This window comes from Roseateles sp. GW821-FHT02E12, from assembly GCF_059421665.1.
Genome location: NZ_JBWKVK010000002.1, coordinates 150867 through 163810 on the forward strand (window position 1 = coordinate 150867; position 12944 = coordinate 163810).

The window sequence follows — 12944 nt, forward strand, 5'->3', positions numbered from 1 at the left end:
ATCAGATGAAGCGCACGAGCAGTTCGCCCATCGCCAGCAGCGCCATCGCCTGGCCGAAGGGCATGGACGTCAGCGGGATGTCCTTGTATTCCTGCAGCGTGTTGAACACCGGCGTGCCGAAGCTGACCTGCGTCAGCTCGCCCGCGTCGTTGATCTTGCTGCGCACGGCCAGGGCTGCCTTGAGGCCGACGGCTTCATAGGACTTGGGCAGGTAGCCCTTGCGGACCGCCTTCAGGATGCCGTAGGCAAACCCGGCCGACGCGGCGGCTTCGTCGTAGGACGTCGGGTCGTCCAGCAGCGTGGGCCACAGGCCGGATGCCGACTGGCAGGTGGCCAGCGCCTTGACCTGTGCCTCCAGCGTAGAGATCAGGAACTGGCGGAAGGCGTCGCCCTCGGGCAGGTTCAGCAGCTCGATGAACTCGGGGATGACGATGGTGACCCAGGAGTTGCCGCGTGCCCACAGTGCGTTGGCGAAGTTGTGGCGGCCCTCGAAGGTCCACCCATGGAACCACAGCCCCGTCTTGCGGTCAGCCAGGTATTTGATGTGGACGAGGAATTGGCGCTTGGCCTCTTCCACGTAGTGCGGCCGGTTCAGCAGCAGGCCGAACTTGGCCAGCGGCAGGACGGACATCATCAGCGTGTCGTCCCACAGCTGCTGGTGGTTCACGCTGTTGTAGACGATGTGCTGGAAGCCGCCTTCCTCGGTGCGCGGCAGGTCCTTGTAGACCCACTCCGCCCAGCGGTCGATATAGGGCAAGAAGCGGCGCTCGCCGGTGCGATCGAACAGGTAGGCCAGCGTCAGGAAGGGTGCGACCGTGTTGATGTTGCGGCTGGGCATGCCTTCCGCAAACCTGGCCTCGAACCAGCTCGTCATGATGTCCCAGGCCTTGGGGTCGCCGGTCAGCTCCCAGACCTTGTAGACGCCGTACAGGCCCACGCCATGCGTCCACTCGAAGCCGTTCCAGCCCTTGGTGTCCAGCACGCGGCCATCGTCCAGGCGCAGCAGGAACTTGCCGTCCTTGTCCTCGATGTTGATCAGGTTGTGGATCAGGCGGTCGATGGCGCCGCGGATGTCGTCGCGGTCTGCACCCAGCTCGGCCGTGTGGTGGGCCAGCAGCGGGTGGATGCGCGAGGAGTCGACGGGCTTGAGGATCTGGTTGGACATGGTCCTGGTCTCCGGATATTTTTTGAAGGCTCAGCGCTGCAGGTTGCGCGGCTGGGGCACCGTTTCGAGTGGCACGCCGCCGCGCGCGACAGCCAGCGGCAAAAGGCGCACGGCCTCCAGCGCATTGGACGCCTGGCCATCGGTCGTGACGGCCAGCGTCAGCGTGTTCTCGCCGTTCGGGTTCAGGATGCCCGGCGGCAGCACGAACACGCGCTGCGGGCCGATGTGGGCGATGAACTGGCCCAGGTTCCAGCCATTGACGAAGATCAGCGCGCGGTTCTCGACCTCGGAGCGCGGCTTGCTTGTGTCGCCAAAGGCCAGGCCCAGTTGCACGTCGTGGCCGGCGGGTAGGTCCAGCTTGAAGCTCGTGCGCAGCCAGTAGCTGCCGGGCGCGGGCGGTGCGGCGTTCACGGTCGTGGCCTCCCAGCCAGGCTGCGGCTTGCTTGCCTCGACGGGTAGATGCCAGCCCATGCGTTCGCCGTGCAGGCCGCCGTTGTTCATCGGGCCGCGCACGAGGTCGGCAATGTCCTCGCCGCCCTTGTTGCCCTGGATCTTCCAGGCGATGGGTGTGCCGAAGCGCTGTCCGCCCTTGTGGGCAAGCGACGCGGAGATCAGGCCGCGCGCCTCCTTGTGCACGTCGTCGGCGAACAGATCCCAGTTGTGCGAGTTGTTGCGCACGACGACGGCCAGCACGTGCTCGCCCGGGGGCAGATCCTTCAACAACTGTTTGAACGTGTCGGTCGTTTCCGGGAAAGGTCGGCCGGTGTCGTGCTCCTGCTGACCGAGGAATCGCCCGTCCAGCCAGACCTGGATCATCCCGGCGCCACCGCCGCCGAAGAAGAGTTCGAGCTGCAGCGGTTTGGTGTCGCTGGTCGTGAATCGGCCGCGGTACCAGACGTCGCCGTGGTGGAAGCCGTAGTCGCTCATGGACAGGACGGGCTGGCCCTTGTCTGGAGCGGTGTAGACGTTGGCGGCAGAAGCGCCGGCGTCGGCCTTGCGCCAGGTGCTGTCGTCGAAGCCGGGTGCGGCTTCGAGGGAGTCGAAGCGGCGCGTCCAGGCCAGCTGCGTCAGATCGGGCAGCCGAACAGCGTCCGGGCCGGGAAGGGCGGTGCGGGCGGCGATGCTGAAGTCCTGCGTCGAGGTCGCGACGGCCTGGCCGTTGAAGCTCAGCGCCGTGATTCCATCGGGCACCCAGGCGCGCAGCGCGCTGGGCGCGGTCGTGTCGCCACTCAGCTTCAGCGTCTTGCCGTCGAAGGCTGCCGTGCGAACGAGCGACGGGCTGCGCACCAGCACGCCCTGCAGGCGCCAGAACTCCTGGGCCGTCTTCTCATCGGCAATCAGCAGCAGCAAGGGCGCACGACCCGCACCGCTGACCAGCACTTCGACGAGGCCGGTGTGTTGGTAGTTCAAACGCAGGTCGCCACTCTTGGCATCCCAGTTCACCTGGGCCTGGCCGCGCAGCAGCTTCACGGTCGGCTTGGCGGCGTAGCGCAGCACGGTCTCGCCGTCGTCGCCATTGCGGCCGTAGAGCAGGGCCACGTCGCGCCCGCCTTGCTGCAATTGCGCCTGCAGCTCGCTCGTGCTGTAGACGAGGTGCTGGCGCTCCAGCGCGTAGCTGGCCAGCAGCATCTTGGCGTCCTGGCCGGTCAGCGTCAGCTCGCCGGCTTGCGGGATTTGATAGCTGCCGTCGCGCGTCTGCAGCTTGAAGCCAAAGGCTTCCGTGCCAGAGAGGTGGTTGTGCTGCGCCAGCAGCACATGGCTGCCCAGCGCGTTGTTGACGTTGTGATAAAGCCTGACCTTGGCATTGCCCGGGTCCAGCACCTCGCCCTTGTCCATCTGCGCGAGCACGGGCGTGGCCGCCTGCACGAAGCCGCCCATCTGCTTGAGCACCAGCGCCTTGTCGCGCATGACGCGGGCTTCGCTGATGGGTGAGCCGTAGTCGTAGCTGGTGTAGACGATGGGTCCCGGCTGCCAGCCCCAGCTGGTGCCGCCGAAGGCCATGTAGATAGAGTGGATGGTCAGCGCGTTGATGAGGCTGCTGCCGTAGAACACGCGCTGGTAGCCCGGGCCCTGGCGCTGGGCCGTGCACTCGTAGGTGCCGTTGCTGCCCCAGTAGTCGAACCAGCCCGCACCGATCTCGGCGACGAAGCCGGGTGTGTTGGGCGAGGCCTGGGAGCCGACCTTGGGGAAGTTCTTGCCGTACAGGCCCCAGTCCGGCGCCGGGGCCGGCGAGCCGGGCTTGGCGTCCACACCGCAGACGCCGCCGGGGTAACCGTCAAAGGCATAGAGGTCGGTCGGGCCGGGGTTGGCAAAGGGCGCTGTCGAATTCTTCGGCGTCCAGTCGGGCAGGCGCGAGGCCGCGTTGTGGAAGAGCGGCACCGTGATGCCGTCGGCCCGCGCCTTGTCCGCCAGGTGCTGCATGTGGCGGATGTTCTTGGGTTGCACCGAGAACAGCTCGTTCTCGATCTGGTACGCGATGACGTTGCCGCCGCCGTTGGTGATCTGGTGGCGGGCCAGGATGGCATTGATCTGCGTCATCCATTCGTCGGCCGCGGCCTGGTACTCGGCCGCGTCGGTGCGCGCCTCGGCGCGCTGGCGCAGCAGCCAGCCAGGGAAGCCGCCGGCCGTCAGCTCGGCGTTCACGTAAGGCCCCATGCGGGCGATGACGTAGAGGCCTTCCTCCTCGGCCATCTGGATGGCGCGCTCCATGTTGCGCACACCGGTGAAGTCGTAGTGGCCCGGCTTGGCCGAGTGGTAGCCCCATGAAAAGTAGAAGGACACGGCGTTCAGGCCGGATGCCTTCATCTTCTGCAGCACGTCGCGCCACAGGCTGGGCGAGGGCAGGCGGAAGGGGTGGAACTCGCCCGCGAAGATCATCTCGCGCTTGCCGTCGATGATGAGTGAGTGGCGGTCCCAGGCGATCGCCTTGGGTTTGCTCTTGGGCGCGGTGGCGCGCGCCAGTTGCGTGGTCTCTTCCGAGATGACGGTGAAGTGGCGCACGGTGCCCGACACGCCGCCCAGCTCCTTCTTCTGCGTCCAGGTCTGCAGGCCGTCGAAGCTGTCGGAGTACCAGTAGCGTTTGGTCGTGTAGTCGTCGAAATAGATGCGCCAGCCGCCCTTGATCGGTACCAGCGCCTGCCCCTCAGACGGGCCGCCCCAGCCGGCCCAGTCGCCGGTTTTCTGGAAGGTCCATGGGCCGTCCAGCGACGGTGCGGTGGCCAGCTCGATGAACTTGGTCGTCTCGTTCTTCGTGAACGCCACAAACCGGCCATCGTGCTGGATGACGAAGGTGTCGATGTAGTTCTTCTCCAGCCCCTGCATGGGCACGGGGTCGGCGAACCTGGTGAACCCTGCGTCCAGCGCCTTCACCGAGTACGCGCCAAACGGCCCTTGTGTGCCGGTCTTGGACAGGCTCACGACCAGCTTGAGGCTGCCGTCGCTGTCGCGGAACCATTCCGGCGCCCAGACGTTCGACACACCCGGCAGCTTCACCGGCACGTCGGCCACATGCGTCCAGCTCTTCAGGTCTGCCGACTTGGCGATGCCGAAGGTCGAGCCGCTCCAATTCGTCGTGTAGGCGACGTAGTACAGGCCGTCCGCCGCGCGGATGATGGACGGGTCGCGCAGCAGCTCCTTGGTCGGCGTGTAGACCTCCGAGCCCAGGGACGTGAAGTTGATGCCGTCGGCGGAGCTGAACAGGCTCAGCGTGTTCTGCGACGTCGCCATGAAGGCCGACATCAGAAAGGTGCGCTCGCTTTTTTCTGCCGGCGTCGCCGACCGCGCAGGCGTGCTGATCGCCGTGGGCGCCAGCTGGCCGGGCAGGTCCTGCGCGTGGAGAGCCCCGCACAACAAAAGCGCAGCCCACCAGATGGCGGAGCGGGGCGACGGAGCAGACGGCAAGGCAGCGTGCATAGCGGACCGGGAGTGCGGGGAGCCTGAATCAGTGTCACCCGGTTCACCTGTGCCAAAAAATCAAGCGCTTGCGAGAAAGGCCTCGTCAGGGCCTTGCAACGGGCACAGGCGAAAATGCTGGTTATGTTCAGTTTCTTCAAGAAGACGGCGCCGGCTCCTGCCCCCGCCGACGAGGCGCCCACGCTGTTGCCCGAAGGTTGGGTCACCAAGCCGGCCAGCCCACCGCCACCGGCACCTGTTCCCGTCGAAGCCCCCGCTCCTGCACCCGTCGTTGCACCTGTGGCCGCACCCGCTGTGGTCGCGCCGCCGGTGGTGCAGCCGCGGCCGGCGCCTGCTCCTGTCGCCGTATCCGCGCCGGCCGCGCCGCGCCAAAGCTGGCTCGAGCGCCTGCGCGCCGGCCTGCGCAAGACGGGCAGCAGCATCGCCGGCGTCTTCACCGGTACGCAGATTGACGACCAGCTCTACGAGGAACTGGAAGAAGCCCTGCTGCTGGCCGATGCAGGCGTGAAGGCGACGCAGTTCCTGCTCGACGACCTGAAGCGCCGCGTCAAGGAAGCCAAGGCCAGCGACCCGCAGGCCGTGCGCGCGCTGCTGATCGACGCGCTGGCCGAGTTGCTCGCACCGCTGGAGAAGGGCCTGGAAGTCGGCCGACACACGCCCACCGTCATGATGGTCGTGGGCGTCAATGGCGCCGGCAAGACCACCAGCATCGGCAAGCTGACCCGCCACCTGGCCGAGGCCGATCAGAAGGTTTTGCTCGCCGCCGCCGACACCTTCCGCGCCGCCGCGCGTGAGCAGCTCGGCGTGTGGGCCGACCGTGCCAAGGTCGAGATCATCAGCCAGGAGGGTGGCGACCCGGCGGCCGTGTCCTTCGACGCGGTCAACGCCGGCCGTGCGCGCGGCGCCGATGTCGTCATCGCCGATACGGCCGGCCGCCTGCCGACGCAGGTCCACCTGATGGAAGAGCTGAAGAAGATCAAGCGCGTCATCAACAAGGCCCAGGAAGGCGCGCCGCACGAGGTGCTGCTGGTGGTGGACGGCAACACCGGCCAGAACGCGCTGAATCAGGTCAAGGCGTTCGACGAAGCGCTGGGGCTGACGGGGTTGATCGTCACCAAGCTCGACGGCACCGCCAAAGGCGGCGTGCTCGCAGCCATTGCGCGCGAGCGGCCGGTGCCGGTGTATTTCGTCGGCGTCGGCGAAAAGCTGGAAGACCTTGAGACCTTCAGCGCCCGCGAGTTCGCGCGGGCCTTGCTGGAATAACCCTCCGCGGGCCGAGCGCTGGACCGCTCCCGAGCCGGCCCGCCTTGGTGATGTGCGGGCGGCTCAACGCCGCACGCATCGCCGTCCCCTCGGGGGACCGGCCAAGGTACTCCTTGGACGAGGGGCTTCAGTGCTGCGCGTGCGGCGTGTCGACGTAGTAGCCGGGGCCGCGCGGCTTGGGGAAGAGCGTGCTGCGCAGCCGGGTGGCATCCTCGGTCTGCCATTCACGGTCCCACTGGTTGACCGTCAGCTCGGTGGCAGCCAGAACCCGCAGCAACCTATCTTGCTTGCGCAACTGGCGTGCCTGGTCGTCCGTGATGGGCATGAGGACGATCGAGCGCACGACGCCGTGCTCGTCGCACAACGCGAAATCGACGGTCAGCAGCCCCGTGCGCGACAGCCACTCGCGATAGGAATGCACCGGCACGCGCACCAGCTTGTGCAGCGGCACATGCGCGAGCAGGAAGCCCTTGGGGTGCTCCAGCGCCAGCGCCTGCGCGAGGCATTTGTGGGCATGGCGCTCCGCACTCGCCAGCACGCGGGCCGGCGTAGGCGGCCAGCGCATCACGGTGTCTCCGAGGTCGGTGGGGCGGGCGCCGTCTTGTTGCGTCAGGCGGCTCAGCCAGGCGCCCAGGGCGCTGGGAAGGTGGAGGTTCAGCATGCCGGGCACGCTAGCTGGCAAGCCGCAGCTTGACCATGTGCGGCGGCCCTTCAACCTTGGGGTCAGGTGTTTCCACTTGTGTCCCCAAGGGGCCGATCAGGCCATCACATCCCGGGCAAACCCTTCATGCCACCCATGCGCTTCATCATCTTCATGAGGCCGCCGCCCTTCATCTTCTTCATCATCTGCTGCATCTGGTCGAACTGATTCAGCAGACGGTTGACGTCCTGGATCTGCACGCCGGCGCCGGTGGCGATGCGGCGCTTGCGGCTGGCCTTGCTCTTGCCGTCCATCAGGAGGGCCGGATGTGACCGCTCCTTGGCGCTCATGGAGCGCAGGATGCCTTCCATACGCTTCATGTCGCGCTCGGCGCGGTCCATGTCGGCCTGGCCGGGCTGTTTGTTGCCCATCATCTGCTGAGGCAGCTTGTCCATCAGGCCGCCGAGGCCGCCCATCTTCTTCATCTGCGCGATCTGCTGCAGGAAGTCGTTCAGGTCGAAGCCGCTGCCGCTCTTGAGCTTGTCGGCCATGGCCTGGGCGCCGGCCATGTCGATGTTCTGCGTGACCTGCTCGACCAGCGCCACGATGTCGCCCATGCCGAGCACCCGGCCGGCATGGCGCTCGGCATCGAACACTTCCAGGCCGTCGATCTTCTCGGACACGCCGGCGAACTTGATCGGCGCACCGGTGATCTGGCGCACCGACAGCGCCGCACCGCCGCGTGAGTCGCCGTCGAGCTTGGTCAGGATGACGCCCGTCAGCGGCAAGGCATCCTTGAAAGCCTTGGCGGTGTTGATCGCGTCCTGGCCCTGCATCGCGTCGACGACGAACAGCGTCTCGACCGGATTCAGCACCGCGTGCAGATCCTTGATTTCGGCCATCAGCACTTCGTCGATGGCCAGGCGGCCGGCCGTGTCGACCAGCAGCACGTCGATGTAGTGGCGCTTGGCGTAGTCGAGCGCGGCCAGCGCGATGTCGCGCGGCTTCTGGTTGGGCGTGGACTCGAACCATTCCGCGCCGGCCTGGCGCGTGACGGTCTTCAACTGCTCGATGGCGGCCGGGCGGTAAACGTCGGCGGAGACCGTCAGCACCTTCTTCTTGCGCTTCTCGATCAGGTGCTTGGCGAGCTTGGCCGTCGTCGTCGTCTTGCCCGCGCCCTGCAGGCCGGCCATCAGGATGACGGCGGGCGGCTGGGCGGCCAGGTTGATGTCGGCCACGCCCTCGCCCATGGTGGCGGCGAGTTCCTTGTGGACGACCGAGACCAGCACCTGGCCCGGGTTCAGCGAGCCGACGACCTCCTGGCCGAGCGCCTTCTCCTTCACGCGGGCGATGAAGTCGCGCACCACGGGCAGGGCCACGTCGGCTTCGAGCAAGGCCATGCGCACCTCGCGCAACATGTCCTGCACGTTGCTCTCGGTGATGCGGGCCTGGCCGCGCATCGTCTTCACGAGGCGACTCAGGCGGTCGGTGAGGTTGGAAGCCATTGTTGGGGAGGGTGGAACCGGCAGAACGCGCGACACCCAAAAGTACACTGCAGCCATGAGTTTATCGCCCGCTCCCCTGGGAGACGCCGCCGTGACCGGAGCCGTCGCGCCTGGCCTGGCTCTGGCCATCGCCAGCGGCCTGGCATTGCTGGGCTATGTCTGGGTCGGGCTGCTGCGCGCCCGCGCCACGGAAGGCGACGCGATCGTGGGCCGCTCGGCGCGCTCGGTGCCGCCCATGGCGCTGGCCTGGACGGCGCAGTTCGCCGCCCTTTTCATCGACATCAGCGGCTACGGCCTGGCCATACCAGGCGCGCGCTTCGGTTTTGCGCCGGCACTGTCGATGACGACCTGGCTGGTGCTGACTGTCTATCTGATCGAGAGCCGCTTCCTGCCGCTGCACAGCGTGCGACGCGTACTGGCCTGGCTGGCCGCGGCAGCCGTGCTGCTGGCCTGGGGCTTCCCCGGCGAAAGCCGGCCGCTGGCGGCGTCGCCCTGGGCGCCGCTGCATTGGGTGCTGGGGCTGGCGTCGTACGGCCTCTTCGGCGTCGCCGTGCTGCACGCGGCGCTGATGAACCGCGCCGAGACACGGCTGCGCCAGAAGCAGGCCACGTCCGGTGGCCTGCCGTTGCTGCAGCTGGAGCGGCTGACCTTCCAGTTCGTGGCCGCCGGCGTCGGCGTGCTGTCGCTGGCCATCTTTTTGGGCTGGTGGTTCACGCCGACCTGGCGCTGGGACCACAAGAACCTGCTGGCCGTGTTGGGCTGGCTGGTGCTGACGGGCCTGCTCGTGGGCCGGCGCATCTACGGCTGGCGCGGCCGGCGCGCGACGCGTTGGCTCTATGCTGGCGCGGCCCTGCTGCTGCTGTCCTATGCCGGCTCGCGCTTTGTGCTGGAGGTCATCCTGCAGCGGGCGGCCAACGGAGGCGGCGCATGAAGTATTTGCTGTTGCTGTTGCTGCTGGGCGGGCTGTTCTTCGTGCTGGGGTTCCGGCGCGCCAAGCCGCGTGAGCCCGAGTTGCGCACGCCGGCGGCACCCGCGCCACAGCCGCAGCCCCAAGCCATGCTGCGCTGCGCCGAGTGCGACATGCACCTGCCGGCGGACGAAGCGCTGCCGGGCAAGGGCGGCGTGTTCTGCAGCGCGGCGCATCGGACCAGTTTCGAAGCCCGGCAGGGCCAGGCTTGAGCGTGAGCGGCCCGGGCGGTCCGAGCGGCGAGGGCAGATGGTTCGTCGAGTCCCCGCCGGCCGAGCCGGTGGAGAGCAGCGCCAGCTTCGAGCGCCTGTACCGCGCCTTCCTTGCCGCGCGCGCAGCGCTAGGGCTCGCCTTGATCGCGGCCCAGTTGATCGCCGCTGGCCTGTCGACGCCGCCAGCACGCTCCACGCTGGGCTTGAGTGCGTCCTACGCCGTTGCCGCGGTGGCGCTGTGGCTGCTGCCCCAGCTGCGCCGCGGCGCGTCGGCGCGCAGCCTGGCGCGCATCAGCAGCCCGCACTGGTGGAGCGCCATCGGCGTGGACCTGATCCTGTTCGGCGTGCTGCATGCGTTGGACCCGAGCGGCGTGAACTACGGCGCCCTCTTCGTCATGCCGGTGCTGATGGCCGCCGTGCTGAACCCGCGTCTGCTGGCGCTGGCGACAGCGGCGATGGCCACACTGGGCCTGCTCGGCGCGGCGGCGTGGTCGCTGCTGTCGGGCGTGGACGTGGGACTGAAGACGACGCAGGCCGGGCTGGTGGGCGGCGGCCTGTTCGCCGTCAGCCTGCTGGCCGGCGAGCTGAGTGCGCGCCTGGCTCGCGAGGAAAAGGCCGCGCGCGGCAGCCTGGCGCTGGCGCGCCAGCAGGAACTGCTGAACCGCCTCGTCATCGACGAAATGCAGGAGGGGGTTCTCGTCGTCGACCGGCGTGGCCGCGTGCGGGCGATGAACCCGGCCTCGCGTGTCCTGCTGGGCGCAGCCAGTGGCGAGTTGAGTTGGCAGCTGCGCGGCCGGGCCGACTGGCAGCCCCTGGTGCTGGCGCTGGAGAGTGCTTATGCCGGCGGTGTGGGCGGCCTGGGGGCGGAGGTTGATGTGGCGCTGCCGCTGGCCAGCGGCGCCAGCCGGAGCCTGCGCCTGCGCCTGCGCTTCACACGCCAGCGCGAGGGCAGCGAGGAGCTGTGCGTGCTGTTCGTCGAGGACAACCGCGAGCTGCTGGCACGCACCCGCCAGGAGAAGCTGGCCGCGATGGGCCGGGTGTCGGCCGGCATCGCACACGAGATCCGCAACCCGTTGGCGGCCATCGCCCAGGCCAATGCGCTGCTGGCCGAGGATGTGAGCGGCACGCGCGCCGAGCAGCTGACGAGGATGGTGGCGTCCAACGTGCAGCGGCTCAAGCGCCTCGTCGACGACGTGAGCGAACTGGCACCCGGCGTGCAGCCCGACACCCAGGCGCTGGATGTCAGCGCGCTGGTGCAGGAGACCTGCGAGGACTGGGCTCAGGTCAACGGCGTCGCGCCTGGCGACCAGAGCCGCTTCCAGCTGCGGATCGCCGCGCCGGGGCTGGTGGGCCTTTTCGACGCCGAGCATCTGCGCCGTGTGCTCGTCAACCTGCTGGACAACGCGCATCGGCACGCCGACGCTGGCGCCGGCGCCATCCGCGTCGTGCTGGAGCAGCACGGTGACGCGCTGGACCTGGTGGTGCGCAGCGCGGGCGCGCCGGTGCCGCCCGAGATCGAGCGTCATCTGTTCGAGCCTTTCTTCTCGACGCGCAGCCGAGGTTCGGGCCTGGGCCTCTATATTTGCCGTGAGCTGTGCGAGCGTCACGGCGCCAGCATCGACTACCGCCGCTCGCCCGACGCGGCGGCCAACGACTTCAGCGTTCGACTGCGCACACACGAATCCGCATGACTACTGCCACGCCCCCGCGCCTGCTGGTCGTCGACGACGAGCCCGATCTGCGCACGCTCTACGAGCTGACGCTGCTGCGCGAGGGCTATGAGATCGACAGCGCCGGCTCGGTCGCCGAGGCGCTGGAGCATCTGCAGGCCGGCAGCTACAGCGCCGTCATCACCGACATGAGGTTGCCCGATGGCTCGGGCCTGTCCTTGCTGCGCTGGCTCGAGCAGGCCGGCCGGCCCGAGAAGGCCATCGTCATCACGGCTTTCGGCTCGGCCGAGAACGCCGTCGAGGCGCTGAAGGCGGGCGCTTTCGATTACCTCACCAAGCCGGTGGACCTGCGCCAGTTCCGCCTCGTGGTCGGCTCAGCGCTGGGGCGCCAGCCAGCGGCGCGGCTGCCCGAGCCGGCGCCAGTCACCGAAGCCGAGGACACGGTGGCGCCTGCGACGGCGCTGCGCCTCGTTGGTGAGTCGCCGGCCATACGCGCGGTGCGTTCGCTGATCGACAAGGTCGCTCGCAGCATGGCGCCGGTGCTGGTGCAGGGCGAGTCCGGCACTGGCAAGGAACTGGTTGCGCGCGCCATCCACGACCACGGTACACGCGCCGAGGCGCGTTTCGTCGCGGTCAATTGCGGCGCCATCCCCGAGAACCTGCTGGAGGCCGAGTTCTTCGGCTACCGCAAGGGCGCCTTCACCGGCGCCAACGAAGACCGCGAGGGCTTCTTCCAGGCGGCCGACGGCGGCACCCTGTTCCTGGACGAGATCGGCGACCTGCCGCTGGCCATGCAGAGCAAGCTGCTGCGGGTCATCCAGGAGCGCTCGGTGCGGCCGGTGGGCGCCACGGCCGAGACGCCGGTCAATGTGCGCATCCTCAGCGCGACACACAAGGACCTGGGCACTGAAGTGGCCGGTGGGCGCTTCCGCCAGGATCTGTTCTACCGCCTCAACGTCATCCAGATCCGCGTGCCGCCGCTGCGCGAGCGGCTGGAGGATCTGGGCCTGATCAGCACGCGCGTGCTGGTGCGCATCGCGCAGGACGCCGGCGTGTCGCCTGCGCCGCGGCTGACGCAGCGAGCCTTGCAGACCCTGTCGCGCTATGCCTTCCCAGGCAATGTGCGGGAGCTGGAGAACCTGCTGCACCGCGCGCTGGCCCTGGCCGGCGGCGAGTGGATAGACGCCGACGACCTCGGCCTGCCGGACGCGCTGCTGGACGAGGGCCGCAGCGAGTCGCAGTTTGCCGCGCTGGACACGCCGCTGGCGGCCGAGCCGGTGGCTGAAGGGCTGTCGCTGCCGGAGCAGTTGCCCAGCGACTTGGCGCGTTATCTCGACGAGGTCGAGCGCGCCATCCTGCTGCGGGCGCTGGAGCTGCACCGCTTCAACCGCACGGCGGCGGCGGCCAGCCTCGGCCTGTCGTTGCGCCAGATCCGCTATCGCATGGCGCGGTTGGCGATCTCGGTCGGTGACAGCTGAACGAAAAGCCGTCTCGGGATTTGCCCTGCTTGAATCTGTGGCCAGGCGCAGGCCCGTTGGCACGGACGCAGCATTGGCGCGGCTTTGCAGGCCGCTTCGGCCCGCCAGCCCAGTGCTGATGCGGCTCTTGAT

The 12944-nt window shown here is 68.4% G+C and carries 9 protein-coding genes; 5 read left to right on the forward strand and 4 right to left on the reverse strand.

Annotation, left to right across the window (positions count from 1 at the left end):
* Nucleotide 1 precedes the first annotated feature (1 nt).
* Nucleotides 2–1165, reverse strand: coding sequence for a beta-galactosidase BglB (gene bglB / locus AC07V5_RS11445; protein WP_495115802.1), 1164 nt, complete (start codon nucleotides 1163–1165; stop codon nucleotides 2–4).
* A 30-nt stretch (nucleotides 1166–1195) separates the two neighbouring features.
* A complete protein-coding gene (locus AC07V5_RS11450; protein WP_495115803.1) occupies nucleotides 1196–4903 on the reverse strand; it encodes a beta-galactosidase in 3708 nt (1235 codons plus the stop codon).
* Nucleotides 4904–5200: 297 nt separating this feature from the next.
* On the opposite strand from AC07V5_RS11450, the gene ftsY reads away from it, so the two are divergent.
* Entirely contained in the window at nucleotides 5201–6340 is a 1140-nt protein-coding gene (gene ftsY / locus AC07V5_RS11455; RefSeq protein WP_495115804.1) for a signal recognition particle-docking protein FtsY, read from the forward strand.
* 127 nt (nucleotides 6341–6467) lie between these two features.
* Here ftsY and AC07V5_RS11460 read toward each other — a convergent pair whose 3' ends face one another.
* Together AC07V5_RS11460 and ffh are read right to left on the reverse strand one after the other, a co-directional pair.
* Nucleotides 6468–7001 carry a hypothetical protein gene (locus AC07V5_RS11460; protein ID WP_495115805.1) on the reverse strand — a complete coding sequence of 178 codons (534 nt, stop codon included), beginning with the start codon at nucleotides 6999–7001 and terminating at the stop codon, nucleotides 6468–6470.
* A gap of 104 nt (nucleotides 7002–7105) precedes the next feature.
* Nucleotides 7106–8485, reverse strand: coding sequence for a signal recognition particle protein (ffh, locus tag AC07V5_RS11465; RefSeq protein ID WP_495115806.1), 1380 nt, complete (start codon nucleotides 8483–8485; stop codon nucleotides 7106–7108).
* A gap of 55 nt (nucleotides 8486–8540) precedes the next feature.
* Here ffh and AC07V5_RS11470 point away from each other — a divergent pair, with 55 nt between their 5' ends.
* The 4 genes from AC07V5_RS11470 to AC07V5_RS11485 are packed head-to-tail and all read left to right on the forward strand — an operon-like array spanning nucleotide 8541 to nucleotide 12812.
* Nucleotides 8541–9416: a cytochrome C assembly family protein gene (locus tag AC07V5_RS11470; protein WP_495115807.1), complete on the forward strand. Its 876-nt coding sequence runs from the start codon at nucleotides 8541–8543 to the stop codon at nucleotides 9414–9416.
* Nucleotides 9413–9664, forward strand: a complete 252-nt coding sequence (locus AC07V5_RS11475) for a PP0621 family protein (RefSeq protein ID WP_495115808.1) — start codon at nucleotides 9413–9415, stop codon at nucleotides 9662–9664. The genes AC07V5_RS11470 and AC07V5_RS11475 overlap by 4 nt, the downstream gene beginning before the upstream one ends.
* 2 nt (nucleotides 9665–9666) lie before the next feature.
* On the forward strand, nucleotides 9667–11355 hold the full coding sequence (locus AC07V5_RS11480) for a sensor histidine kinase (protein WP_495115809.1): 1689 nt from the start codon (nucleotides 9667–9669) through the stop codon (nucleotides 11353–11355).
* On the forward strand, nucleotides 11352–12812 hold the full coding sequence (locus tag AC07V5_RS11485) for a sigma-54-dependent transcriptional regulator (protein ID WP_495115810.1): 1461 nt from the start codon (nucleotides 11352–11354) through the stop codon (nucleotides 12810–12812). The genes AC07V5_RS11480 and AC07V5_RS11485 overlap by 4 nt, the downstream gene beginning before the upstream one ends.
* Nucleotides 12813–12944: the final 132 nt, after the last annotated feature.